Origin of the sequence: Pseudomonas tohonis (assembly GCF_012767755.2) — a bacterium.
GTDB lineage: Bacteria > Pseudomonadota > Gammaproteobacteria > Pseudomonadales > Pseudomonadaceae > Metapseudomonas > Metapseudomonas tohonis.
In genome coordinates, this window is sequence record NZ_AP023189.1 from 1,122,159 (window position 1) to 1,147,749 (window position 25,591).

At 63.2% G+C, this 25,591-nt stretch carries 21 protein-coding genes and 1 pseudogene; 12 read left to right on the forward strand and 10 right to left on the reverse strand.

Annotated elements, in window-relative coordinates:
* Positions 1-436 precede the first annotated feature (436 nt).
* Genes HSX14_RS05225 through HSX14_RS05235 form a run of 3 tightly spaced genes read right to left on the reverse strand, consistent with a single transcriptional unit; the run spans position 437 to position 5,093 of the window.
* Positions 437-1,045 (reverse strand): hypothetical protein, encoded by a 609-nt coding sequence (locus HSX14_RS05225; protein ID WP_173180333.1) that lies wholly within the window; start codon positions 1,043-1,045, stop codon positions 437-439.
* Entirely contained in the window at positions 1,046-3,142 is a 2,097-nt protein-coding gene (locus tag HSX14_RS05230) for an integrase (protein WP_173180332.1), read from the reverse strand.
* On the reverse strand, positions 3,132-5,093 hold the full coding sequence (locus tag HSX14_RS05235) for a hypothetical protein (RefSeq protein WP_173180331.1): 1,962 nt from the start codon (positions 5,091-5,093) through the stop codon (positions 3,132-3,134). The genes HSX14_RS05230 and HSX14_RS05235 overlap by 11 nt, the downstream gene beginning before the upstream one ends.
* Before the next feature lie 402 nt (positions 5,094-5,495).
* On the opposite strand from HSX14_RS05235, the pseudogene hrpB reads away from it, so the two are divergent.
* Positions 5,496-7,655 (forward strand): annotated as a pseudogene (hrpB, locus tag HSX14_RS05240) (ATP-dependent helicase HrpB); the annotation flags it as partial.
* A 9-nt stretch (positions 7,656-7,664) separates the two neighbouring features.
* Here hrpB and HSX14_RS05245 read toward each other — a convergent pair.
* Both HSX14_RS05245 and HSX14_RS05250 read right to left on the reverse strand, forming a co-directional pair.
* On the reverse strand, positions 7,665-8,105 hold the full coding sequence (locus tag HSX14_RS05245; RefSeq protein WP_111261477.1) for a CopD family copper resistance protein: 441 nt from the start codon (positions 8,103-8,105) through the stop codon (positions 7,665-7,667).
* A gap of 375 nt (positions 8,106-8,480) precedes the next feature.
* Positions 8,481-9,563: an endonuclease/exonuclease/phosphatase family protein gene (locus HSX14_RS05250; protein ID WP_173180330.1), complete on the reverse strand. Its 1,083-nt coding sequence runs from the start codon at positions 9,561-9,563 to the stop codon at positions 8,481-8,483.
* Positions 9,564-9,815: 252 nt separating this feature from the next.
* Here HSX14_RS05250 and HSX14_RS05255 point away from each other — a divergent pair, with 252 nt between their 5' ends.
* The gene (locus HSX14_RS05255) at positions 9,816-10,619 is read left to right on the forward strand and encodes a substrate-binding periplasmic protein (RefSeq protein ID WP_173180329.1); all 804 of its coding nucleotides are present in this window, start codon (positions 9,816-9,818) and stop codon (positions 10,617-10,619) included.
* Here the strand turns inward: HSX14_RS05255 and HSX14_RS05260 are convergent.
* From HSX14_RS05260 to HSX14_RS05270, 3 genes are all read right to left on the reverse strand, one after another.
* Complete coding sequence (locus HSX14_RS05260; protein ID WP_173180328.1) at positions 10,613-11,044, reverse strand: VOC family protein; 432 nt, start codon at positions 11,042-11,044, stop codon at positions 10,613-10,615. The genes HSX14_RS05255 and HSX14_RS05260 overlap by 7 nt on opposite strands.
* A 46-nt stretch (positions 11,045-11,090) precedes the next feature.
* On the reverse strand, positions 11,091-11,753 hold the full coding sequence (locus tag HSX14_RS05265) for a YciC family protein (RefSeq protein ID WP_173180327.1): 663 nt from the start codon (positions 11,751-11,753) through the stop codon (positions 11,091-11,093).
* An 82-nt stretch (positions 11,754-11,835) separates the two neighbouring features.
* Positions 11,836-12,408 (reverse strand): cysteine hydrolase family protein, encoded by a 573-nt coding sequence (locus HSX14_RS05270; RefSeq protein ID WP_173180326.1) that lies wholly within the window; start codon positions 12,406-12,408, stop codon positions 11,836-11,838.
* Between the two features lie 220 nt (positions 12,409-12,628).
* Between HSX14_RS05270 and HSX14_RS05275 the strand changes: the two genes are divergently transcribed.
* Positions 12,629-13,102, forward strand: a complete 474-nt coding sequence (locus HSX14_RS05275) for a LabA-like NYN domain-containing protein (protein ID WP_111261471.1) — start codon at positions 12,629-12,631, stop codon at positions 13,100-13,102.
* Between the two features lie 34 nt (positions 13,103-13,136).
* On the forward strand, positions 13,137-13,739 hold the full coding sequence (locus HSX14_RS05280) for a 3'-5' exonuclease (RefSeq protein WP_173180325.1): 603 nt from the start codon (positions 13,137-13,139) through the stop codon (positions 13,737-13,739).
* A 758-nt stretch (positions 13,740-14,497) separates the two neighbouring features.
* On the opposite strand, the gene HSX14_RS05285 is transcribed toward HSX14_RS05280, so the two are convergent.
* Positions 14,498-14,971 (reverse strand): Lrp/AsnC family transcriptional regulator, encoded by a 474-nt coding sequence (locus tag HSX14_RS05285; RefSeq protein WP_111261469.1) that lies wholly within the window; start codon positions 14,969-14,971, stop codon positions 14,498-14,500.
* A 159-nt stretch (positions 14,972-15,130) separates the two neighbouring features.
* On the opposite strand from HSX14_RS05285, the gene yedA reads away from it, so the two are divergent.
* The 8 genes from yedA (at position 15,131) to HSX14_RS05325 (ending at position 24,819) form a co-directional block, all read left to right on the forward strand.
* The gene (gene yedA, locus HSX14_RS05290; protein WP_173173583.1) at positions 15,131-16,036 is read left to right on the forward strand and encodes a drug/metabolite exporter YedA; all 906 of its coding nucleotides are present in this window, start codon (positions 15,131-15,133) and stop codon (positions 16,034-16,036) included.
* Between the two features lie 89 nt (positions 16,037-16,125).
* Entirely contained in the window at positions 16,126-17,451 is a 1,326-nt protein-coding gene (locus tag HSX14_RS05295) for an RNA helicase RhlE1 (protein ID WP_173173580.1), read from the forward strand.
* A 208-nt stretch (positions 17,452-17,659) separates the two neighbouring features.
* A complete protein-coding gene (locus tag HSX14_RS05300; protein ID WP_173173609.1) occupies positions 17,660-18,490 on the forward strand; it encodes a response regulator transcription factor in 831 nt (276 codons plus the stop codon).
* 661 nt (positions 18,491-19,151) lie between these two features.
* Positions 19,152-20,270: an ABC transporter ATP-binding protein gene (locus tag HSX14_RS05305; protein WP_173173578.1), complete on the forward strand. Its 1,119-nt coding sequence runs from the start codon at positions 19,152-19,154 to the stop codon at positions 20,268-20,270.
* An 86-nt stretch (positions 20,271-20,356) separates the two neighbouring features.
* Positions 20,357-21,496: an ABC transporter substrate-binding protein gene (locus tag HSX14_RS05310; protein ID WP_173173576.1), complete on the forward strand. Its 1,140-nt coding sequence runs from the start codon at positions 20,357-20,359 to the stop codon at positions 21,494-21,496.
* A gap of 109 nt (positions 21,497-21,605) precedes the next feature.
* Positions 21,606-22,517, forward strand: coding sequence for an ABC transporter permease (locus tag HSX14_RS05315; protein ID WP_173173574.1), 912 nt, complete (start codon positions 21,606-21,608; stop codon positions 22,515-22,517).
* A gap of 1 nt (position 22,518) precedes the next feature.
* On the forward strand, positions 22,519-23,331 hold the full coding sequence (locus HSX14_RS05320; RefSeq protein ID WP_173173572.1) for an ABC transporter permease: 813 nt from the start codon (positions 22,519-22,521) through the stop codon (positions 23,329-23,331).
* An 18-nt stretch (positions 23,332-23,349) separates the two neighbouring features.
* Positions 23,350-24,819: an aldehyde dehydrogenase family protein gene (locus HSX14_RS05325; protein WP_173173570.1), complete on the forward strand. Its 1,470-nt coding sequence runs from the start codon at positions 23,350-23,352 to the stop codon at positions 24,817-24,819.
* A 304-nt stretch (positions 24,820-25,123) separates the two neighbouring features.
* Here the strand turns inward: HSX14_RS05325 and HSX14_RS05330 are convergent, their stop codons facing one another.
* Positions 25,124-25,591, reverse strand: coding sequence for a PAS domain-containing protein (locus tag HSX14_RS05330; RefSeq protein ID WP_173173567.1), 468 nt, complete (start codon positions 25,589-25,591; stop codon positions 25,124-25,126).

Here is a 25,591-nt window from a genome sequence, read left to right on the forward strand (position 1 = left end):
CCTACGAATTGCAAAAAATCTAGACAGATTCTACCGGTTGCTAGAAGTGTAGGTTCGGTGCGCCTATTTACAGTGGGGTCGTTGACAGATCGCTCTTTTCTTAATTCGTCAATGAAGTCTGTGAACTGTTGGTCAGACAGTCCTATAAAGTCAGTTCGGTATCTGAAGCAGTAGCGAACTAGTGAGCTTATTTTGGATGCATATTCCCCAATGCTTCCGCCTTTACCTCCGTGCCTTGATAGACCTTTTCCACCTCGGCCAGGGCGGTCACATAGTGCGAGCATGTAGAGATTTACAACATTATTGGGCGAGCCATCAGGCCAACAGCAAAACGGCAGGCCAGAACCATCTTTAGTTATAGTGCTTCCATGCGCATGGTAGCTAAAGAGTGTTAGTTCTTTAAGTGGTTTAAACAGCTTTTGGCGAGGGTGGTTTGTCACTTGCGATACACCGCCAATCGCGTAACACGCCCATCCCCGGAAGAAGGGGAAGGTGGGTTTGGCCGTTCTGGAGGGAGGCTCAGTAGAGCGATAAGTGCCTGAACGGCATCGCTTGCCCGCTTCTCAAGTAGAGCGGGATCTAGATTGCTACGTATATTTCTTAGCTCGTTAATTGCCAGGCTTAATCCCTGGAGGAGGACCATGTTGGTGCAGCGCTGCTTATCAATACTCTCCTCTAGTTCAGTTACTAGTCGCAAAAGTCCGGACTTAGTGCGTTTTGTTGAGGTGGGCTCTTTGCTTTTATTGACCTTTTCAATGGCCCTCAATGCCGCTAGGCGGAGGGTATCAAGTTCCTTAAATCCCCCCTTGAACTGTAAGTTAGCGTGAGATTTTAAAGTATTGATGCTCATTGGGGGTTTTGACTTTATAGCCCCTGAGTCCTCGAAATTGAACTCGAGCTTGGCTAGCGCTCCTTGGCTTCTGAGAGCCTTTAGGATTATCTCGTTTTTGGAAAAGCAGTCAGGATTACGGTAGATTAGCCATAAAAGATCACTGGTTATTAATATGGCGTTAGCATATGGTTCAAGGTTGGAGTTTTTTTTCATTTAGTCTGTGCTCTGAATTTTTACTACCACGCGCATATGTTGGCCGTTTTCGTCTGTGAAGAACTCTGGCTCAATCTGGACTTTCCCTGCCTTTATCATGTCAGTGATCGCGTCTTCGAGTTCAGCAGTGTCTACTAGAGCGAAATTATCTGTGTTGTAACGAGTCTTGAGTATTTCTGCTAGATCTTTGTAAGCAGTAATGTCGCCATTATGCAAACTTTCTGCTATGAACTGAGCCTTGGCGCTACGCAAAACTGCGCCATCAGTGGACTCAGTAATGTAATTCCAAACATGCTGCATGTCGGTGTGTCCGAGCATCCACTGCAGTGTCTCCAGTCCTCCAAAACTGCTTGAGTGGAAGAATACCATGGAGAAAAACCGTCGAAGTTGATGTTGTCGGATATAGTGCCTTTCTCCTTTTGAGTTTAGTGGTAGTTCGAAATAGTCGCACAACAAGTCTAGGTTTCTATTATAGGTATACATTGTTTGCTGGCTAAGCCCGGGATTTCCAAGGAGTCCGGGGGGTGCAAAGAGGCCTGTCATTTCAGTTATGAATCCGATTTTTAAAAGCCTCTGCTGCATGGAAATTAAGTTTTTAATCATTTTTACGGCAATGGGTTCGATTGGGCGTGCTTGGCGTTGTCTTATGCCGAACAGGTTGGATGTGCTTTTTCTATTTAAGAAGATCAACCATCTTTCGCTTTTATCTAGGCAGTCAGTCGAGTGCAAGTCGAGCATTTCTCCTATTCGGCGAGCCATTATTGTGCCAACTACCATCTGGACGCATCCAATATATATGCGTAAGCACTCAATCAGTCCCGCATTATTTCTGAGTTCTATGAAGTAATTTGACTGCTTTCTCAGTGCGCCGTGCCCAACAGACGCCGTTTGACATACAAGGCCAAGCTTCCTAATGCCCATGTCGATAAGCTCAGGGGGCATAATGTCTTGTAACTCTCCATTGGTAAGTTGCGTAGGGGCAATTCCATTGAGAGTGCAATGCTCTGCCATGCGGCAGAAACCTTCCATTAGAAGTTCCCCATACTTTAAATGGTACTCGATTGATTTTCTGAAGGCGTCTCTCACTATCGGGTACGGCAGCGTCCGAAACCGAGCAGCTTCAGAGAGTGATGGTTCATAATCAAGTATCTGCTTCAGCTCTGATGCCTCGGGAGCTGGAAGCCCAATTTCATGAAGAATTCCAAGGTTGTATGTTAAAAATCTGTAGGCGCGAAATGGACCGGATGTCATTGCTTCATGGTCACCTGTCCTGACGGATGATCCGGGATACTCTCTCGATATTATTTCTCGCTCATTATCAGTATGGAATTCTAATGAGCTTAATGTTTTTAGTCTTAGATGCCCGCCTTTCAGTGTGTTGGCATAAAGCGATTTCGCTAGCTGCAAGGTGTTAGGGGTACGGACTCCAACAGTTGATTTTTTTTTATAATACCCATGCAAATGTAAGGCGGCTCTTGCATGAGGTATTAAATCAAAGGGTATTTCCAGGTAATGCTCATCCAGTTGTTCGTCAGTCACAATCCGCATTCGTGGATATTGATCTAGAGTGCTATCGAGTTCGATAGAGCTGGAAGCGTTTATTAAACTTATACAAAATTTGCTGATAGTCTTGGTCCACTCGTAAACCGACTCTTCCGAGCCGTTGGCGCTTGAGAAGACGTCTAGCATTCTCTTCATATGATGGCTGTTGATGCCAGCCAATCCGAATCTAGATAGCTGATATTCTTTTGCGTTCAGAAGAATGTAATCGGCAACGTGAATGGCTCTGTTAAACATCGTCATCTGTGCGGCTGGTGAACCTAGTTCGATCGCCGATCCTCGAACAGAACGTGTGGATGTAGTTAAAAAATACTTTAGCCCGTCTAGTAATGGCTTGTTTTTTGGGGCAAGCAGAGAAGTTTCGTCGTCTAATGTGATGTCCCAGTTGATCGTATTGGGGGTCGCGAAGTTGAAATCATATTTCCATATGTGTGAGTCGAAATCACTCAGCAGCCAACTTGATTTTTTGTATTCTGTCCTAGGGTCGGTGTAGAACGTTTTTATGAAATCTAGCTCTGCTGGTAATTCAACATTCATATATCAACTTCTCCATTCTGTGGGGGTTGCACCTCTGTTCGGCGACATAAAGATGGTCTTTCAGTAGTGCGTCATTATCCCTTCTGATCTCGGCAACAACGGCCTTCGTTAGATCTGCCCAGTATCGTGCTACTCCTGTCACTTCTTCGGGGCGTTCCGCTGTAGCTACTGCTTTCTCTAACGATAGGAGGGCGGTCATTATTCCCGGATCCACTGAGATGTAGACCTCTGAGTACTGATTCGCTGAATAGGGTTCAGTTGTTTGAGTGTTCTCTGGGTTTATCAGGTGGTCAGGGATGTCTTTTAGTGCATGGTTCTTAAGGAATAGGTTTAACTCTTCCATTGTCTCGAAGTCTGCGGCCTCTATGAGGAAGCTGCTATCTTTCATCGCGTCACAGATTAAGCTGCGCTGAAAAATTCTTATCCAGCGGGCTTGGAAGAAGGCCAGTATTGACTCCGGTAGATAGTGAGAAAGTTGCAGGCTATCGTGGTTTGCGTGTCCGAGCGCTTTGGACATGGCTTCGACACTTTGGGTTTTTAAATATACCTCTACCCCGCATGAGGCCCGAAGGCTAGAAAGGGTGACTCGAGATAAAAAATTTTTTAGTTCAGTACCCCTCAAGTGCGTATGATTTGAAAATTGTTGTTCAAGTCGTTCAAAAATCCGTGTGTGTTTATCGAATAGTGCTTTGTTCCAAGTCGGAATTACAGCGCTCCGCGGGTGACCGAAACCCTTTCCGCAGGTCAGGAATAATTCCTTCCATCGGCTGTCGCCAATTCCCTTGAGATATTTTCTTAACGGTGCTGTGATCTTTATTACTTCGAGGATTCGTTTTGTTGAGTTCGCGTTTAGTTGAATTTTCTGCTCGCTTTGCCTTCCCCCTCTTCTATCCTTGAATCCGACCAGCTGATACCCGGTGTCGGTTTTTACAAGGCCGGATCTTCTACCTTTATCGTCATATAAACGAAAATTCTTAAGGAAAGATTCTGTGATCTCGTTGTGCTCTGCTACCAGTAAGCATTGGTAGGGATAAAGAGTGCCGGCAGCCGGAAGTCCAAGTATATTTGCTACATCAGCAGATAGTATGGTGTGTCCGTATTGGTGTTCGAAGTCCATGCGCGAGGATGGAAAGCCGTTTCTTTGAAAAATTGCGCAAATTGATTCGTGATCGTAACTCCGGCGCTGCCATCCTTTTCGAGGTTTGATTTCTGAGGGGTTTATCCGTGTGGCTGCGAGTATTCGGAGTTGGACTCTCGAGTAAAGTTCATTGGCTTGTTCTGTTGCCCAGGATTTTACGGTTTCGATGTCTTTGTGGATGCTTTTGAATAATATTTCTATTGCCTCGTTATCAGTTATTTCGAGAGGGACTCTAGTGATAAGTTTTTCATGAATTTCCACACCCTCGTCAGATACGGAAACTCTTGTTTGCGCTCGGTGTTGTTTGGGGCGGATGGGGCGTGGTAGTCCATCCCCAAAAGGGGTTGCCCAAACTCCTGATTGTATAAAGGCCTCTTCGCAGTTCGATATAAACCTGTTCCACGTTTTTATCTGGGTTGGTATATTTAGATTTTCTCTATATGCAGTTAAGAAGTACTCCTTCATGAAGTGCAGGAAGAATGATTTTAGATTTTCTGGGTTTTGGAAGGTTGTAGTTGGCCACTTCAAATAGTTCTTCGATAAATAGCTGGCCAGCTTGTTGCACAATGTGATGTTGCATCTTGCTTGCTTGGCTGAAAAAGTCTTCCATGTCCGGTAGTACTCTTCTGTAAACTCAGGGCCATGGGAGTGCCATAGTTCTCCCAGCGCGAGAAAGCTTGGTACTCCTTTTAGAGAGTCGACTTGCCATCCGTTCCAATACCGCAAGGCCAATGGGTTCAATATTTTCTGCTGGGAATTCCAGATTTCATTCCCTTCTCTGAGGTCGGCCATCAAATAGTCGAAGTCGGGCATGCCTGGAATTTCGTTGCGCAGACTTGTAAGTGTTTCTAAGAAACGTCGAGCCCAGCGAATTCGAACAGGCTCTTTGCTATTGGTCAAAGTACTTGATCGCAATGCACCGACAAAACCGATGATGATCGGCTCGCAGCTTCGACTCGACAGATGGACGTAGGAGAGTTCTGCCTCGATTAGTTGGAGGTAGCACTCGAGCAGCTTCAACGGAACGTTAATCAACTCCGACGACGCGTGGGCTTGAAATGCCTTGGCTAGGGGCTCCGAGATTTTTCGGAATGGATAGTTGGGTAAGAACAGGGTGCTGCTGATGATTGTCAACGAATTCTTGTCCTTGCTTTTGGGTTGAGGGCCCCGTATTTGCTGGGTTTAGGTATCTAATGATAACTACATGCGAATGGCAAAATGCGTGAACGCAGCCTGGATGCCGACCTGGCCCTGGCGCTGACCCTCAACGGTCGTGCGCTTCTGCGTGACGAACCGCCGCTGAAGGTGTTGCTGATGTCCGCCACCCTGGAGGGCGAGCGCCTTTCCAGCCTGCTCGACGAGGCCCCGGTGGTGCGCAGCGAAGGGCGCATGTTCCCGGTGGATATCCACTGGGGGCGGCCTCACCAGAGCGGCGAGTACATCGAGCCCCGCGTGCTGCAGACAGTGCTCCAGGCACTCGCCGAACAGCCCGGCAGCCTGCTCGTGTTCCTCCCCGGGCAGGCCGAGATCCGCCGCGTCGCCGAACAGCTCGGCGAGCAGTTGCAGGGGCGCGACGACATCCTGCTCTGCCCGCTGCACGGTGAGCTCGACCTCGCCGCCCAGCGCGCCGCCATCGAGCCCGCGCCTGCCGGCAAGCGCAAGGTGGTGCTGGCCACCAACATCGCCGAGACCAGCCTGACCATCGACGGCGTGCGCGTGGTGGTGGATGCGGGCCTCGAGCGCGTACCCCGTTTCGACCCCGCCAGCGGCATGACCCGCCTCGACACCCAGCGCATCTCCCGTGCCTCCGCCACCCAGCGCGCCGGCCGCGCCGGGCGCCTGGAGGCCGGCGTCTGCTATCGCCTGTGGTCCGAGGCACAGCACCAGCAGCTCGCCGCCCACGGCAGCGCCGAGATCCTCCAGGCCGACCTCGCCGGCCTGGCCCTGCAGCTGGCGCGCTGGGGCGTGGAGCCCGGCGAGCTGGCCTGGCTCGACCCGCCGCCCGCCGCCGCCCATGCCCAGGCCCGCGACCTGCTGCGTCGCCTGGGAGCCCTGGCCCCGCGCGGCGATGGCGGCCTGGCGCTCACTGCCCACGGGCAGGCCATGGCCGAGCTGCCGGCGCACCCACGCATCGCCCACCTGCTGCTGCGCGGGCAGGCGCTCGGGCTCGGCGCCCTGGCCTGCGACCTGGCCGCGCTGCTCGGCGAGCGCGACATCCTCCGTGGCGGCGGCGCCGACCTGCACAGCCGCATCGCCCTGCTCAGCGGCGAGGCCGGAGCCGCCCGTGGCGCCAAGGGCGGGGTGCAACGGGCCCGCCAACTGGCCCGGCAGTTCCGTTCCTACCTGCGCGGCGGCGCCACCGAAGCGGTGGCCGATGCCGAGCACCCGCGCTGGCTCGGCTGCCTGCTGGCCTTCGCCTACCCCGACCGCATCGCCCAGCAGCGCCGCCCCGGTGGCGCCGAATACCGCCTGGCCAATGGCCGCGCGGCGCTCTTCGCCGAGCCCGATGCATTGATGAAGGAGCCCTGGCTGGTGGTCGCCGACCTGGGCAGCCGCCAGGGCCAGCGCGAGGAGCGCATCTACCTGGCCGCCGACCTCGACCCGACGCTGTTCGACGGCCCCCTCGCCGAACAGCTCAGCGTGCTGGACCTGCTGGACTGGGACGAACGCGAAGGCGTGCTGCGGGCCGAGCGCCAGCGGCGCATCGGCGAGCTGGTGCTGGACCGCGAGCCCCTGGCCAGCCTGGACGAAGACGCCCGCACCCGCGCACTGGTCGCCCTGGTGCGGCGCAAGGGCCTGGAATTACTGAACTGGACGCCCGAGCTGCGCCAGTGGCAGGCCCGCGTGGCGCTGCTGCGGCGCCTCGACCTGGCGCGGCAGGGCAGCAGTGACTGGCCGGACCTGTCCGACGCCGCGCTGCTCGACTCCCTGGAAGACTGGCTCGCGCCCTGGCTGGGCAAGGTCAGCCGCCTCAGCCATTTTTCCGCCCTGGACCTGCCGGGCATCCTCGCCGGCCTGCTGCCCTGGCCGCTGCCCCAGCGCCTCGACGAACTGGCACCGCGCGCGATCACCGTGCCGTCGGGCTCGGCCATCCGCCTCGACTACAGCGAAGACACGCCCGTGCTCGCGGTACGCCTGCAGGAGCTCTTCGGCCTGGCCGACACGCCCCGCATCGCCGAGGGCCGCCAGGTGGTCAAACTGCACCTGCTGTCCCCCGCGCGCCGCCCCGTGCAGGTGACCCAGGACCTGGCCAGCTTCTGGGCCAATACCTATGCCGAGGTGAAGAAGGACCTCAAGGGCCGCTACCCGAAGCACTACTGGCCGGACGACCCGCTGATCGCCGAGCCCACCGCCCGGGCCAAGCCGCGTCGCTGAGCGCCGGGCTCACCAGCTGATCAGGAACATCGCCTTGGCGAGGAAGATCACGCCGAGCATGTGCAGCAGCACGCTGATGTGGATGCGCCGCGAGCGCTGTGGCGTCATCCGCCCGCTGCGCATCAGCACCACCACCAGCAGGAAGTGCCCGAGGATGCTCAGCGCCAGGATGATCTTCAGCATCAGCAAGGTGCCGAAGCTGCTGGCCAGGGGCGCGTGCAGCGCCGCGCGGTAGTGCCAGGCCAGCCCCAGCCCGGCGCCGAACAGCGCCAGTACCACCCAGTGCATCACCCGGCGCGCCCGCTGCCCCAATGCCCTGGAAAGCCGCTCGCGTGGCTCGGCCTCCAGCACCGGGGTGGCGCGGCTGAGGATCATCACTTCGAAGAACACCCCGCCGATGAAGAAGGCGGCGGCGGTCAGGTGGATGAACTTGAGCAGCAGGAAATGCATGGCGGGCTCCCGGACGGCGGATGGCGAGGGGCACGAGGCCCGTCGCCGATCATGCCGCTTGCCGCGAAGCGGGCCCTGACCTGAGTCAGTTGTGGGCCGCGGAGGTGCATCGCGGACCGCAGGAGGCGTCGGCGAGGCGCGAGGCAACAGGCCTGAACGTCTGATCGCGAATGAATTCGCTCCCACGAAGCTGGCAGCGCTGCGCGCTGCCTGGCGACTGAAGTCGCCCCTACAAAGAACAGCCCATCTCATCCTGCGCAGAGCACGAAGCCCCGCCGTAGGGTGTGCTGCGCGCACCGGGAATAGGAGGCGTACCCGATACCCGAAATGAGCGGCGAAGGGTGGGGGGCGACAAACGCCCGATTCAGCCGAACCTCAGTGCACCGGCGGCAGCAGGAACCGGCCGATCAATGGCAGGTGGTCGGAGATGCGCAACGTATCGCCCTGCCGCACCCGCGCATCGATCCGCGTCAGCCGTGGGCTGTGGAACAGGTAGTCGACGGTGCGGTCCGGCCCCGACACCCGCGGGTCGTTGGGGAACTGGGTGAACCAGAGCGCGCGCTCGGTGCCATCGGTTTCCTCGGCGGCGGGCACCCTCGGGTAGGTCGCCAGCGCCTCCAGCTCGCTGTCGCGGGCGAAGCGGCTGCGCTGCACGGCGTCCAGGCGCAGGTACTGGCCGGGCGGCAGCTGGTTGAAGTCGCCACCCAGCACCCAGGGCGTGCGGTCGCGTTCCAGCTCGTCGAGCAGGCTGCGGGTCATCGCCAGCTGGCGCTGCGCGGTGTCCTGGCCGGGCGTCCAGGCATCGAGGTGGGTGTTGATCGCCGCCAAGCGGCCGCCGTCGCGCACCGGTAGGTAGCTCACCAGCAGCGCCGGCTTGCGTTCGAAGGGGCGGTGCAGCAGGTCACCCTCCGCCAGGGGCAGTTGCAGGCGCTCGGCACTGTCGATGCGCACGCGGCTGAGGGTGCCCAGCTTCCTGCCGACGCTGCCGAGGATGTGCGCTCGCGGCACGAAGGCGGCTTTCCAGTAGAAGGCCTGGGTGCTGCACGGGTAGACATCGGCGAGGCGCTCGCGCAGCAGCGCCAGCTGGTCCTGGTAGTCGGTGGCGCGGGCGCCTTCGTCCAGCTCCTGGAGGAACACCAGGTCCGGCTGCTCGTCGCGCAGCACGCGCACCACCTCGTCGAGGCTGTAGGCGATGTCCGCCGGCGTCGGGCGCTCGTCCGGGCCTTCGCGGTCGGGCAGGTCGTAGTAGAAGACGTAGCGCTTGCCGGCCAGGTACTGCACGTTCCAGGTCATCACCTTCAGCGCCTGGCCGGGTTGCAGCAGGGGCGCCTCGGCGACGCAGGCCACGGGCTCCTCCTCGCGCGGGGCGGGGTGCCAGGTCAGGCTGTAGACCAGCGCGACCAGGGCGACGGCGACGATCAGCAGGCAGAGCAGGAGGCGGCGCAGTAAAGGGGGCATCGGCTGGAACGGTGCTTGGCTGGGTCAGGGAATGGGCGAGCATACCTGAGCGCACGGCCCGGCCCAAACGCGTGCGCAAGCGAGGCGGCTGGATGATGCCAGCGACGCTATTCTTGTTCTGTCGCGACGGACCGCAACACGGGTCGGGCACCCTGGTTTGCGCATCCTTCGGGTTGCCCTAACATGCCCGGCACCCAGATCGGCAAGGGTCTTGCAGGATCAACCCCTCGGTCCCGACTTCCAGGAGCAGGCATGCATCGCCAGTCGTTAGCCAGTCCCGCGGCATCGCCCGGCAGCGGTCGTGCCGGCGCGTTGCTGTCCGGTCTTCTGTGGCTGCTGCTCGGCATCACCTGCGCCAGTGCCGAGGAGCGCCCGCCGCTGCGGGTGATGACCGACTACTGGCCGCCGTTCCGCATGGAAGGCGAGGGCGGTGCGCTGCACGGGCTGGACATCGACCTGCTGAACGAGATCGCGCGGCGCACGGGCCTGCGTTTCGACGTGCAACGGGCGCCCTGGGCACGCGGGCTGGCCGCGTTGCAGAGCGGCTCGGCGGACCTGATGACCGGCCTCGCGCGCACCCCCGAGCGCGAGCGCTACATCGACTACCTGCCCACTCCCTACTACGCCTGCGCGCCACGGCTGTATGGCACGCCGGAACTGGCCAGGCGCATCACCCGCTACGAGCAGTTGCGCGGGCCCACCATCGGCTACGTGCTGGAATCGGCCTACTTCCAGCCCTTCGATTCCGATGCCGGCCTGCACAAGTCCGGGGTCAGCAACGAGCAGCAACTGCTGGAAATGCTCCTGCGCGGGCGCCTGCAACTGGTGATCGGCACCGATTGCCAGGTGGACTACGAGCTGCGCGATCCGCGCCTGGCCGGGCGCATCGTCAGGACCGGCTACCAGCCCGATACCCGCACCGAGCTGTACATCGGCTTCACCCGCCAGCACGCGCTGGCCGAGGAGAAGGACAGGATCGCCAGCGCCCTGCAGCAGATGCTCGACGAGGGCTGGGTGAAAGAGGCGGCCAGGCGCTACCAGCCCGAGTCTCAGTGAGTGTGCGGCTCGACCACCAGTTCGCAGTCCAGGGCCAGGTCCCAGAAGGCGGCCTCGATCTTGTGGCCGTCGGGGTCGCGGACGAAGCAGCCGAAGTAGGGCGCGCCGTATTCGGCACGCGGCCCTGGCTCGCCGTCGGAGGTGCCGCCTGCGTCCAGGGCGGCCTGGTAGAACGCCTGGACCGCTGCCTGGTCGGCTGCGAAGAAACCGACGTGGGTGCCGTTGCCGATGCTGGCGGGCCTGCCGTCGATGGGTTTCTGCACCCAGAACTCCGGGTACAGGCGGCCATAGGCCACGGCGCCGGGGTGCTCCATGAGGCGCCGGCAACCGAGGGCCGGCAGGACCTTGTCATAGAAGGCCACGGCCCGTTCGAAGTCGTTGGTGCCGAGCGAGATATGGGACAGGATGCTGGGGTTTTCGGCCATGGAATGGATCTCCCTGTGCGATGGCCCCGACAAGACTAGCCGGGTTTCAGCGTTCCGCTGCGGGCTCCCCGAGCAGGCTGAACAGGCGGAATATCAAGACGCAGGTGAACAGCTGCAGGAAGCCGTCCAGGCAGTCGACGAAGACGCTGGCGACGCTGTCCGGGCGCTCGCCCAGCTCGCCATAGGCCCACCACTCGAAGGCCCACACCGGCCCCATCGCCAGCAGGATGCAGCAGAGGATGGTGAGGAAATGGCCATCGCTCATGCGGAAGCTCTCCTTCATCGCCTCCATCGGTGTCAGGCCGTCCAGCACCAGCAGGTACTCGGCGAATACCAGCCGGCTCATGATCCACAGCCCCGGCAGGATCAGCAGCGAAGCCCCGAGCATGATCAGCAGCGTGCTGAAGGCCGCGAGCACCGCGAAGGACGGCCAGCGCAACAGGGCCAGGCCCCAGATCTGCTTCTTCTTCAGGTTGACGCGGCTGCTGCGGCTGTCGAGGAAGACGATCAGCGCGCCGGTATAGAGGGGGTAGAACACCAGGCGGATAAGCAGGTCGGAAGCCGACGACGAGGCCTCGCCCAGCCAGGCCGAGGCCACCTGCAGGGCCAGTGCCTCGAGCAGGATCACCGGCAGGCAGAGCGAGGCGATCGGGCCGAAGTGGCGGCTGAAGAAATACCAGGAGTCGCGCAGCAGGAGCAGGGGATTCATTGACGGCGCCATAGGAATGCAGGGCTGTGAAGCAACTCTAGTCGATGCCGCGCGCCCTCTCCAAGGCGCCGCCGGGCGAGGATCACGACATCAGCCCGGCCAGCAGGGCCTCGCTCTCCAGCACCTCGGCGTACTCGCCGGCGAGGTTGGCCATGGCCATGTCGTGCACCTCCTCGGCGCTGCGCGGGCGGCCCGACCAGTCGGCCTTGGCGAAGGTGTAGCAGGCGTCGGCCACCACGGTGGTGGCGAAGCCCAGGTTGCTGGCGCTGCGCGCAGTGGCTTCCACCGAGTTCTCGCTGGCGACCCCGGTGATCACCACGCGACGGATGCCGCGCACGTGCAGCCAGCGTTCCAGTGCACTGTGGGTGAAGGCGTCGGTGACGTTCTTCTCCAGCACCTGCTCGTCCGGCCTGGGGGCCAGCTCCGGCTGGAACAGTGCGCCGTCCTGCCCCGGGGCGAACACCGAGCCTGGCTCGCGGGACATGTGGCGCACGTGCACCAGCGGCCAGCCCTGCCCGCGCCAGTGGGCGAGCAGGGCGGCGATGCGCCCTTCGGCCTGGGGGTTGTTACGTGGCGTGGCGACGCGGGCGATGCCCTGCTGCATGTCGATGATGATCAGGGCGGGAGGCGAGTGGAGTGGGTCGTTCAGCGGCATGTCGAGTGTCCTTTCCTCGGGGCTGGCATACTGTGCGCCGACTCTAGCAGACCTTCGAAAAACTACCTGCGTTGCCATCGCTGCATTAGGAACAGGCTCAAGAATGCTCATCTACAGCGTGTAGACTCCGCTTTTTTCGCCTGTTCCTGCCTTGCGCTGGCGGCCTCGCCTACGTTTTTTCGCAGCCAGAAACCCACGCCCGCCACCCCGAGGAAACCCGGTGAAGAAGATCGCAGTGTTCGCCGATGTCCAGAACCTCTACTACACGGTGCGCCAGGCCTATGGCTGTCACTTCAACTACACCGCGCTGTGGAAGGACATCGCCGCCCGTGGCGAGATCGTCGAGGCCTATGCCTACGCCATCGACCGGGGCGATGCCCGCCAGCAGCAGTTCCAGCAGATCCTGCGCAACCTCGGCTTCACCGTGAAGCTCAAGCCCTTCATCCAGCGCGCCGATGGCTCGGCCAAGGGCGACTGGGACGTGGGCATCACCATCGACATCCTCGACGCCGCCGCGCGGGTGGACGAGATCGTCCTGGCCTCCGGCGATGGCGACTTCGACCTGCTGCTCGACCGCGTCCGCGACCGTGGCGTCGAGGCCGTCGCCTATGGCGTGCCGGGCCTCACCGCTCAATCGCTGGTGCGCGCCGCCAGCCGCTACGTACCCATCGAGGGCGGCCTGCTGCTCAAGTGACAGCCCGCCGCCCCTGCAGAACAGTGGAAACCCCGTGGACCCCATCGCCGTCATCGACTTCGAAACCACCGGCGTCACGCCGGGGGACAACTGCCGCGCCACCGAGATAGGCGTCGTCATCCTCGACCAGGGCCGCATCGTCGACCGCTACCAGAGCCTGATGAACGCCGGCGTCTGGGTGCCGCCCTTCATCGAGAGCCTCACCGGCATCAGCAACGCCATGGTCCGTGCCGCCCCGCCGACGGCGCAGGTGATGGGGGAGGTGGCGGACTTCGTCGGCGACATTCCCCTGCTGGCGCACAACGCCTCCTTCGACCAGAAGTTCTGGGACGCCGAACTGGCACGCCTGGGACGCCGTCGCCGGCAGGCCTTCGCCTGCTCGCTGCTGCTGTCGCGCCGGTTGCTGCCGGAGGCGCCCAACCACAAGCTCGGCACCCTCAACCGCTGGGCGCGCCTGCCCGACACCGGCCAGGCCCACCGCGCCATGGCCGATGCCGAGATGGCGGCCAACCTCACCCTGCACATCGCCGACCGCCTGCGCGAACGCCACGGTGTGCGCCAGGTGAGCCACGAGCTGTTCTGCCGCCTGCAGAAAGTCCCTGCCGCGAAGATCCTGGAGGCGCTGAAGCGTTTGTAGGTGGGCTCAAGCGGTTGTAGGTGCGATGTAGGTTGGGCTGAGGTACGAAGCCCAACGCAGCAGACCCCGACCCAGCACCGTTGGGCCTCGCTTGGCTCGGCACCCACCTACGCAGTCCCATGCGGTGATGCGTCCGGGGGAACCTGTGGTGGCAGCCCTGCGGCCTGCTTGGCGAATGAATTGGCTCTGTCTGCATTAGCTGTTGTGGATTCAACGAAAAGGTTCAAGAACGGTGCTTTCAGGGCTTTTCTGAATTGCTGGCACGCCCACCGCATGGGTTTCGCTTCGCTCTACACCCTCCTACGAAAGCCGCCAGCCACGGCGTCCACCCGGTGGTGATGCGCACATCAATGTGAAGTCGTGAGCCTCGAAGTTGGAGCAGCGGCCAAACGCCCCTTTCAGGAGGCCGAGCGCAATCGTCGTTTCAGGGGTTGAGCGACATGGATGTCGCGAAAGGCGTACCGGGCCATGGATGGCCCGTTACGCCGTGCCCCTGAAATGATGATGGAGCGAGGGAAGTCTGGCTTCAGCCAGACCCGTATGGAGGGGCAAGCCCTTTTGGTTTCTTTTGGGGCGACTGCCAAAAGAAACTCGCCCGGCAAGGCGAAACAGAAAACCTCGGCAAAGCTCGGCAATCAACCGGGCTCCAAATCTGCTAGCAACACTTAACGCAGACAGCGCCAACGAATTCGCCCCTGCAGGGATCGCGCAGCCTGCAGGTCGGGTGCAACCCGACATTTGCGGCGGCTGGACCATCTTCACACCTTGCGCAACGCCTCGACCTTCCCGCCGTGCACCTGCAGTTCAGCCGGGATGCGTCGCTCGAAGGGGGTGGAGAGGATCAGCGAGGTCTTGCTCGCGCCGTACTGGCTGAGGCGGTCGATCAGGTCCTGCAGCTCCGGCATGGTCGCCACGGCGGCCTTCATCAGCACGCAGGCGTCGCCGGTGATGCGGTGGCAGAGGGAAATCTGCGGGATCTTCTCCAGGGCCTCCAGGGCGCGCTTGGAATCATGATCGGCGAGGCGCAGCTCGATCACGCATTCGATCGGCAGGCCGATCTTCGCCGGGTCGACGGCGGCGTGGTAACCGGTGATCACGCCGCTGGCCTCCAGCTTGGCCACGCGGTCGGCCACGGCCGGGGGCGAGAGGTTGACCCGGCGCGCCAGTTCGGCGAACGAAGCGCGGCCGTTCTCCATCAGCGCCGAGAGCAGCAGGCGGTCGTATTTGTCCATCGGTGGTCTCCACGCAGGGTATTTAGGAAAAAAGGCAAATAGCGCTTATTAGCGTTGATTCAAAAGTTAAGGGGCCATTGAAGCAGGTTTCATCGCTTATTTTCCCTGTCATGCCTTGCATAGAATAAACACCCTGCCAACCGGATCGTCGAGCCCCCCATGCCTGCGCAACGTTTTCCCCTCCTGCTGATCGGCGCCTTCTTCGCCCTCTACATCATCTGGGGGTCCACCTACCTCGCGATCCGCATCGGCGTCGAATCCTGGCCGCCGCTGCTCATGGCCGGCGTGCGCTTCGTCATCGCCGGCAGCCTGATGTTCGCCTGGCTGCGCTGGCGCGGCGCGCCCATGCCGACCCTGCGCGAGTGGAAGGCCGGTGCGATGGTCGGCGTGCTGCTGCTCAGCTGCGGCAACGGCGGCGTGACCCTGGCCGAGCACCTGGGCGTGGCCTCCGGCGTCGCCGCCCTGGCGGTGGCCACGGTGCCGCTGTTCGCCCTGCTGTTCGGCCTCATCTGGGGCCAGCGCACCACGCGCCTGGAATGGGCCGGCATCGTGCTCGGGCTGATCGGCATCGGCCTGCTCAACCTCGGCTCCAACCTCCAGGCCAGCCCGCTGGGTGCCGTCCTGATCATCTTCGCTGCCGCCAGCTGGTCCTTCGGCTCCATGTGGAGCAAGCACCTGCCGCTGCCCGCCGGCCCCATGGCCAGCGCCGTGGAGATGCTCGCCGGTGGCGTCGCGCTGCTGCTGGGCAGCGCCCTGAGCGGCGAGCGCATGGAGAGCCTGCCCACCCCCGCCGGCTGGGCGGCCCTGGCCTACCTGGTGGTGTTCGGCTCGATCATCGCCTTCAGCTCCTACCTCTACCTGTTGAAGAACGTGCGCCCGGCGGCGGCCACCAGCTACGCCTACGTCAACCCGGTGGTGGCGGTACTGCTCGGCGTGCTCTTCGCCGGCGAGCACATCGGTGGCGAGGAAGGCCTGGCGATGCTGGTGATCATCAGCGCCGTGGTGCTGATCGGCCTGCCGCAGTGGCGCAAGCCCAAGGAGCCCGCGCTGCAGCAGACGAGCTGACGGGAGGCCGGAACCCGGGCGACGGCGACGCAGGTAGTTTTGCGGCGGCCTGATAGAATTGCGCCTTTTCCACCTCCGGTTCCGCCCCCATGACCTTCGCTTCCCTTGGCCTGATCGACCCCCTGCTGCGCGCGCTCGACACGCTCGGCTACAAGACCCCATCGCCGGTGCAGGCCGAGGCGATCCCCGCCGTGCTCAAGGGCCGCGACCTGATGGCCGCGGCGCAGACCGGCACCGGCAAGACCGCCGGCTTCGCCCTGCCGCTGTTGCAGCGCCTGACCATGGAAGGCCCGCAGGTGGCCGCCAACTCGGTGCGCGCCCTGGTGCTGGTGCCCACCCGCGAGCTGGCCGAGCAGGTCCACGAGAGCTTCCGCGTCTACGGGCAGAACCTGCCGCTGCGCACCTACGCGGTGTACGGCGGGGTCAGCATCAACCCGCAGATGATGAAGCTGCGCAAGGGCATCGACGTGCTGGTGGCCACCCCCGGGCGCCTGCTCGACCTGTACCGGCAGAACGCGGTCAAGTTCAACCAGCTCCAGGCGCTGGTGCTGGACGAGGCCGACCGCATGCTCGACCTCGGCTTCTCCCGCGAGCTGGACGACGTCTTCTCCGCCCTGCCGCGCCGCCGCCAGACCCTGCTGTTCTCCGCCACCTTCTCCGACGCCATCCGCCAGATGGCCCGCGAACTGCTGCGCGACCCGCTGTCCATCGAGGTCAGCCCGCGCAACGCCGCCGCGCGCAGCGTCAGGCAGTGGCTGATCACCGTCGACAAGAAGCGCAAGTCCGAGCTGTTCCTGCACCTGCTGCAGGAGCGGCGCTGGGGCCAGGTGCTGGTGTTCGTCAAGACGCGCAAGGGGGTCGACGAACTGGTGGATGACCTGCAGCGCACTGGCGTTTCCGCCGATGCCATCCACGGCGACAAGCCGCAGCCCTCGCGCCTGCGCGCGCTGGAGCGCTTCAAGGCCGGCGAGGTGCAGATCCTCGTCGCCACCGATGTCGCGGCCCGTGGCCTGGACATCGACGACCTGCCGCTGGTGGTCAACTTCGACCTGCCCATCGTGGCCGAGGACTACGTGCACCGCATCGGCCGCACCGGGCGTGCCGGCGCCACCGGCGAGGCCATCTCCCTGGTCTGCGCCGACGAGGTGCAGCTGCTCTCGGCCATCGAAGTGCTGATCAAGCAGACCCTGCAGCGCCGCGACGAGCCCGGCTTCGTCCCTGACCACCGGGTGCCGCAGACCGACGCCACCGGCGCCATCCTGAAAAAACCCAAGAAGCCGAAGAAACCCAAGGAGCCCCAGGCCGGCGCCAAGGGTGGCAAGCCGTCGCGCCTGGGCAACTGGATCGACAGCGAGGCGCCGAAGACCAAGGCCGTGCGCAAGGGCCCGGGTTTCGGCAAGGCGAAGAAGGGCTGACTGCTACCGCCCGGTGTGGCATCGGGTGACGCAACGCGGGGCGTGACGAACCATCGAGGTGCAGCGCCCGTGTCGCCAGAGCCGGCGGCACGCGGCCTGGCGCGGGATTGGCGAGAGTTCGGAATAATGGCGCAGATCGTGCATTTCTGTGCGAAATGATGAACGCCTGGTGCGTTCGAAGCGCAGCCCCACATCAGACGATTCCATGATGCGTCCCAAGGAACTCAAGCACTGGACCACCGGTGTCGCCCACCTGCTGTCGCTGCCCGCCGGCCGCGCGCGCCTGCTCGGCCTCGCCCAATGGTTGCAGCAGATCTGTCACGTCGATCACTTCGTGCTCTTCGTCTACGAGGGCAACCACCGACCGCTGGCGCTGTTCGACACCTTCCCGGCGGACAAGCGCCACGTCTATGTCGAGGACTACCAGGTCGGCCCCTACCTGCTCGACCCCTTCTACCTCGCCTGCACCCGCAACCAGGCACCCGGGCTGTGGCGCCTGCGCCAGTTCGCGCCGGACCACTTCTACCTGGGCGAGTACTACGTCACCTACTACCAGCAGACCGGCCTCACCGAGGAGATCGCCTTCTTCGTCGACCTCGCCGACGGCGCCAAGGCCGTGCTCTCGCTGATGCGCAGCGCCTGCAGCCCGGCCTACAGCCGCGACGAGATGCAGCTGCTCGACTGCGCCCAGGGGGTGGTCGAACAGGTGGTGGGGGAGGCCTGGGAACAGCGCCGCGCCCACCAGCCGCGTCCGGCCCAGGACCTGGACTACAAGATCCGCGAGACCTTCGAGCAATTCGGCGCCCACCTGCTCACCGCCCGGGAGCAGGAAGTGGTGCAGATGCTCCTGCGCGGGCATTCCAGCGCCTCGGTGGCCGAACACCTGGCCATCAGCCCCGGCACGGTGAAGATCCACCGCAAGAACATCTACGCCAAGCTCGGCATCGGCAGCCAGTCGGAGTTGCTCGGCCTGCTGGTGCGTGACCTCGCCGGGCAGCGCGAGGCCTCCATCGATCCGGTATTGCGTACCGCGATCTGAGCGCAGGGCCTTATCGCCAACGGGAATTTAGCGGCGCTGATCAATAACCAACCATTGGTCTGCAACCCGCGCGGCGCAAGGTCCAGAGCTGCCTGTCCACGACTTATCCACAGTCCGCTCCACAGATAATGTGGGCAGGAAATCCCACCCCCTGCGACATTTCAGCCCCTGCGGCAAGCCTTTTTATGCAGAAAAAAGGCTTGCCTTGGCGCAGCTCCGGTGGCAAGCGCTTTTCGTCGCCGGTGCGACGTGAAATCGCACTTTTGCACCGCTGTTCATTTTTTGTACATATTCGCGAGGCTCCCGTCGTTGCTGGCCTGTGGGAGGTTATAGACGAGTTATCCACAGCTTCATCCACCGTTTCTGTGGGCACACGGACGCTTGCCCCTGGGGGGCTGATCTGGTAGCCGCAGGCGATCGGCGTCACCACCTGATCGATCAAAAAATGAACAGTTCCCGGCGACCCCTGTCAGGAGCGGTGCGCACGCGCCCATCCACTCGCTGTCCACAAAGTTATCCACAGCTTCTGTGAATAGCTCCCCAGGAGGTTGGCGGGCCACCGGGCGGCGCCGGGCCCTATCCCCGGAGGGATATATACAGTCCGAAACAGCGGTTGATAGCGTGGCCCCACAAGCAGGAACACCTGGAAAAGGGGCTGGTCGTGAGCGATGCAGACGCTGTCTTCGATATCGAATTCCGCAACGTGGAAAAGAGCTACGGCTCGGTGCGCGCGGTCAGCGGGCTGAACTTCAAGGTCCGGCGGGGCGCCTTCCACTCCTTCCTCGGCAGCTCCGGCTGCGGCAAGACCACCACCCTGCGCATGATCGCCGGCTTCGAGCAGCCCAGCGCCGGCGAAGTCTGGCTCGGCGGCCGGCCCGTGGCGGGCATTCCGGCGCACCAGCGGCCGGTGAACATGGTGTTCCAGAGCTACGCCCTGTTCCCCCACCTCACGGTGGCGGAAAACATCGCCTACGGCCTGCGCTACCTGACCCCCCGGCCCGACCGCGAGGAGCAGCGCCGCCGCGCCGACGAGGCCCTGGAGATGGTGCGCCTCACCGGCTTCGGCCAGCGCAAGCCCCACGAGCTTTCCGGGGGCCAGCAGCAGCGCGTGGCCCTGGCCCGCGCCCTGGTCAACAAGCCCACCGTGCTGTTGCTCGACGAGCCCCTGGCGGCGCTGGACCGCAAGCTGCGCAAGGAGATGCAGTCCGAACTGCTGCGCCTGCAGCGCGAGGTCGGCATCACCTTCGTGCTGGTCACCCACGACCAGGAAGAGGCGCTGTCGATGAGCGACAGCATCAGCGTCATGCAGGACGGCGGCATCATCCAGACCGCCACCCCCGAGCAGCTCTACGAAACCCCCGCCAGCCGCTACGTGGCGGACTTCATCGGCGAATCCAACCTGTTCACCGGCACCGTGCGCCGGGTGGACGGCGACCGCGTGCTGCTGGACATGCCCCAGGGCCTGCAACTGGCCAGCCCGGCCACCCCCACCGGCCCGCGCCTGGCAGCCAGCGAGCCGGGCTGCATCGCCGTGCGCCCGGAGCAGATCGCCATCGGCAATGCCGCCGACGCCCTGGCCCGGGAGATCAGCCTGGCCGGGGAGGTGGTGGACCGCATCTACCTGGGCAACCTCACCGAATACCGCGTGCGCACCGAGCCCTTCGGCATCGTCTGCGTGCGCGTGCCGGGCCACACCGGGCGCGACAAGGCGGCCTTCGAGCATGGCGCGCCGGTGCGCATCGGCTGGGACCAGGCCGCCGGCCTGGCCATGGCGCTCTAGTTCATCTCCCCGGCAAGGCATCGCAGGGGCTTTTGCAGTGCAGGGCAGACAAGAAAACCAACACTCAACAGGCGGGGTAGCAGGCAATGGACCGTAAAGACTTCATCAAACAGATGCGCAGCTGGCAGAACGGCTCCATCACCCGACGTGAATTCCTCGGCCGCACGGGCCTGGGCCTGGCCGCTGCGGTGGTCGCCACAAACATGCCCGGCCTGCTCACCGGCAAGGCCTACGGCGCCGACAAGGCCATCGGCGACCGCGTGGTGCTGGCCACCTGGCCGAACTACCACAACGCCGAGAACTTCGCGGCCTTCGCCGAGAAGACCGGCGCCCACGTGCAGATGAACGTCTTCGGCTCCAACGAGGAGATGCTCGCCAAGCTCCAGGCCGGCGGCAGCGGCTGGGACCTCTTCGTGCCCACCAACTACACCATCAGCACCTACGTCGAGCTGGGCCTGATCGAGCCGCTGGACCTCTCGCGCCTGCCCAACTTCGATGCCGCCAGCTACGAGAAGCGCTTCATGGAGCAGGGCATCGTCAACGGCAAGCTCTACGCCGTGCCGAAGAACTGGGGCACCACCGGCTTCGTCTACGACAGCGACAGGATCAAATCCAGGCCCAGCAGCTGGAAAGAGTTCTGGGAGCTGGCCAAGGGCGAGGCCTCGGGTCGCGTGATGGTCCATGACTACCAGCTCACCGCCATCGGCAATGCGCTGAAGTCCTTCGGCTACAGCTTCAACTCGCTGGACCCGAAGGAGTTGGCCGACGCCGAGAAGCTGCTGCTGGAGGTCAAGCCGCACCTGTTCGCCATCAACTCCGACTACCAGCCCTCGATGCGCAACGGCGACGCCTGGATGTCCATGTGCTGGACCGGCGACGGCTCGCAGCTGCACCGCGACCTGCCGAACATGCAGTTCACCCTGGGCAAGGAAGGCGGCGAGCTGTGGAGCGACTTCTTCGCCATCCCCAAGGGTGCCGAACGCCCCGATGCCGCCTACGCGCTGATCAACTTCCTCCTCGACCCGCAGGTCAACAAGCTGGAAGTGGAAGCCCACGGCTACCCGAGCGGCGACAAGCGCGTGGACGCGCTGCTGCCCAAGGCGATGCTCGACGACCCGATCATGTACCCGGCCGCCGAACTGCTCAGCGCCCTGGAGTTCGGCGCCGCCGCCACCCTCACCAGCCCGGAACGTGCCGAACTGATGGCGCGCTTCAAGGCTGCCTGACCGTCGCTGCCGTCGCAGGGGCGAGCTCCAGCCGTGAATCGCGACGCCGCATTCGCGAGCAGAGCTCGCTCCTACCCTGGTCGCCTCCATGAATCGTAGGGACTCTTCCATGAACGTCGCTCTCAGCGCTCCCGCACCGGTCGATGCGGGCCAGGCCGCGCCGGTCGAAAGTCGCAGCCTCGGACGCCGCGTCACGCTGCTCCTGCTGCTGCCGTCCACCCTGTGGTTCCTGCTGATGCTGCTGATGCCGCTGGTGATCATCCTGGTCTTCAGCCTCGGCGAGCGCAGCCCGGTGGGTGGCTACGCCGCCGCGCTGACCCTGGACAACTACCTCAACCTCGGCTCGCGGGCCAAGGCCTTCGCCAACACCCTGTTCCTAGCCCCGGTGGGCACCCTGGTGTGCCTGCTGGCGGCCTACCCGCTGGCCTACTTCCTGGCGGTGAAGGTGCAGCGCAACAAGTCGCTGCTGCTGACCCTGGTGATCGTGCCGTTCTGGACCAGCTTCCTGATCCGCACCTACGCCTGGATCTTCATCCTCGGCGGCAAGGGCATCCCCGCCTTGCTGGCCAGCGTCGGCCTGGAGGACGTGCGCCTGATCAACACCCCCACGGCGGTGCTGATCGGCATCGTCTACGGCTACCTGCCGCTGATGGTGTTCCCCATCTACGTGAGCCTGGAGAAGCTCGACAAGCGCCTGCTGGAGGCCTCCTCCGACCTCGGCGCCAGTGCCTTCGAGACCTTCCGCCGGGTGACCCTGCCGCTCTCCGCGCCGGGGGTGATCACCGGCGCCATGCTGGTGTTCATCCTGCTCATGGGCGAGTTCCTGATCCCCGCCATCCTCGGCGGCGGCAAGGTGTTCTTCGTCGGCAACGCCCTGGTCGACCTGTTCCTGCAATCGCGCAACTGGCCCTTCGGCAGCGCGGTGGCCATGACCCTGGTGGCGATGATGCTGGTGATCATCTTCATCTACCTCAAGCTCGTGGCGCGCTACGGCAAGCGCTCCACCGACGGGATGCTCTGACATGTGGCTGCGCAGCTATTCCACCTCGCTGTACCTGTTCCTCTATGCACCCATCGCGCTGATCATCCTCTTCAGCTTCAACGCCGGGCGCAGCGGGCTGTCCTTCGAATGCTGCTCGGTGCAGTGGTTCGGTCGCGCCTTCGGCAACCCCTTCATCATGGAGGCCCTGGGCAACAGCGCGCTGATCGCCCTGTGCTCGGCGCTGATCGCCACCCTGTTCGGCACCCTCGCGGTGTTCGGCCTGCAGCGGGTAGGGCGGCGCGTGCGCATGTTCTTCGACGCCCTGACCTACTGCGCGATCATCATCCCCGGCATCGTCATCGGCATCGCCACGCTGATCGCCTTCATCAGCCTGTTCGAGGTGCTCAACCCGCTGCTGGACCTGCTCCTCGGCGCCGGCCTGCCGCGCCTGCGCATGGGCTTCATCACCGTGGTCGCGGCCCACTCGCTGTTCACCATGGCGCTGGTGATGGTCATCGTCCGCACCCGCGTCGAGTCCCTGGACAAGGCCCTGCTGGAAGCTTCCGCCGACCTCTACGCGCCGCCGCTGGAAACCTTCCGCCGCGTGGTGCTGCCGCAGATCGCGCCGGCGATCATGGCCGGCTTCCTCCTGGCGTTCACCTTCAGCTTCGACGACTTCATCATCGCCTTCTTCGTCGCCGGCTCGGAAACCACGCTGCCCATCTACATCTTCTCGTCGATCCGCCGGGGCATCACCCCGGAGATCAACGCCATCTCGACCGTGATCATCTGCGCCTCCCTGGCGCTGCTGTTCACCTCCCGCTACCTGCAGAACCGCCGCACCGGCGCCTGACGACCCTGGAGAGCCACCATGCGTGACCAGCTGTATATCAACGGCCAATGGGTACGCCCGGACCTGGGCGGCCATTTCGACGTGCTCGACCCGAGCAGCGGCGACCTGATCCAGCGCGTGCCGGCGGCCACCGAGGAAGACATCGACCACGCCGTGCGCGCCGCGCGCCAGGCCTTCAACCGCGGCTGGGGGCAGACCACGGGCGCCGAGCGTGCCGGCTGGCTGGAGGCCCTGGCCAACGAACTGGAAGGGCGCCAGGACGCCCTGGCGGTGCTGGAGGTGCGCGACAACGGCAAGCCGCTGCCCGAGGCGCAATGGGACATCGCCGATGCCATCGGCTGCTTCCGCTACTACGCCGAACTGGCCCGCGAGCTGGACGGCCGCCAGGACGAGGCGCTGGAGCTGCCGGACGCGCGCTTTCGCTGCCGCATCCGCCACGAGCCGGTGGGCGTGGCCGGGCAGATCATCCCCTGGAACTACCCGCTCCTGATGGCCGCCTGGAAGGTCGCCCCGGCCCTGGCGGCGGGCGCCACCTGCGTGCTCAAGCCGTCGGAGCTGACCCCGCTCACCGCCCTGGAACTGGCCAGCGCGGCCGACCGCATCGGCCTGCCCTTCGGCGTGCTCAACGTGGTCACCGGCCTCGGCGGCGATGCCGGCGGGCCGCTCAGCCAGCACCCGGGCGTGGACAAGCTGGCCTTCACCGGCAGCGTGCCGACGGGGGCGAAGATCATGTCGGCGGCGGCGGCCGACATCAAGAACATCAGCCTGGAGCTGGGCGGCAAGTCGGCCTTCATCGTCTTCGATGACGCCGATGTCGAGGCCGCGGTGGAATGGATCATGTTCGGCATCTTCTGGAACCAGGGCCAGGTGTGCAGCGCCACCTCGCGCCTGCTGGTGCAGGAAGGCATCGCCCCGCGACTGCTCGAGCGCCTGGTCGCCGAGGCCCGGCGCATCACCATCGGCCCGGGGCTGGAACGCGGCGTGCTGCTGGGCCCGCTGGTCAGCGCCGGGCAGTACCAGAAGGTGCTGGGGATGATCGAGCAGGGCACCCGCGAGGCCACCCTGATCAGCGGCGGCAAGCGCCCCGCGCACCTGTCCCACGGCTACTTCCTGGAGCCGACCATCTTCGACGAGCCGGCCGACAACGCCAGCATCTGGCGCGAGGAGGTCTTCGGCCCGGTGCTCTGCGTCAAGCGCTTCAAGACCGAGGCCGACGCCCTGCGCATGGCCAACGACAGCCGCTTCGGCCTCGCCGCCGCCGTGATGAGCGCCGACCTCGACCGCGCCGCACGGGTGGCCAACGCCCTGCGCGCCGGCATCGTCTGGGTCAACTGCTCGCAACCCACCTTCACCCAGGCGCCCTGGGGCGGGATGAAACAGAGCGGCATCGGCCGCGAGCTGGGCCGCTGGGGGCTGGACAACTACCTGGAGGTCAAGCAGGTCACCGAATACCGCAGCCAGGAACCCTGGGGGTGGTACCTCAAGTGACCCCCGTAGGGTGGGCTTCAGCCCACCGAATGCCGATGCGCGAAGGTGCTGTGGGTGCGTGCCCGATCGGCCGATCGCGAATGAATTCGCTCCCACGTAGGCGGCGGATGGGCTCGACCCATGCGTAGGGTGGAGGTCGCTTTCTACCTCCACCGGGCGGAGTCGGGCCCCGGCACGGTGTCCTGCCTGAGGCTTCGCTGTGGGGGCACGGCCCGATCATCCGATCGCGAATGAATTCGCTCCCACGGGGACGGCGGCGCTGGGCGAATGAATTCGCCCCTACACGGGGCGTGGTGGGTGGAGGCTATGCCGGGCCGCCGTCGCCGGCGCGCAGGGCGGCGACCTGCTTCTTGTAGCGCGCCACCTCGGTGACGTCGTAGATCACCACGCACAGGTGCTCCACGCTGCCGCTGGCACCCATCAGCGGCAGCAGGGTGACGTTCTGGTACATGAAGTCCTCCTCCCCGGTGATCGGCTGGTAGTTCTTGAAGCGCACGAGGTAAGGCCGCTGCTCCCACAGGCTGAAGGCGCGGGTGCCGAGTTGCACCACGCTGTCCACCTTGCGCCGCAGCCAGGTCTCGTCGATCTCCTCGAACAGCTCGAACAGCACCTTGCCGTGGACCTCGTCCGGGCCCAGGCCGGAGTGGTTCTCCATGAAGCTGTTCCACACCTCCACGCGGTACTGGCGGTCGAGCACCACCACGCCGACGTCGATGCACTGCACGATGTCGAGCAGCCAGTGAACCTCTTTGATATCGATCTGTGCCGGCAT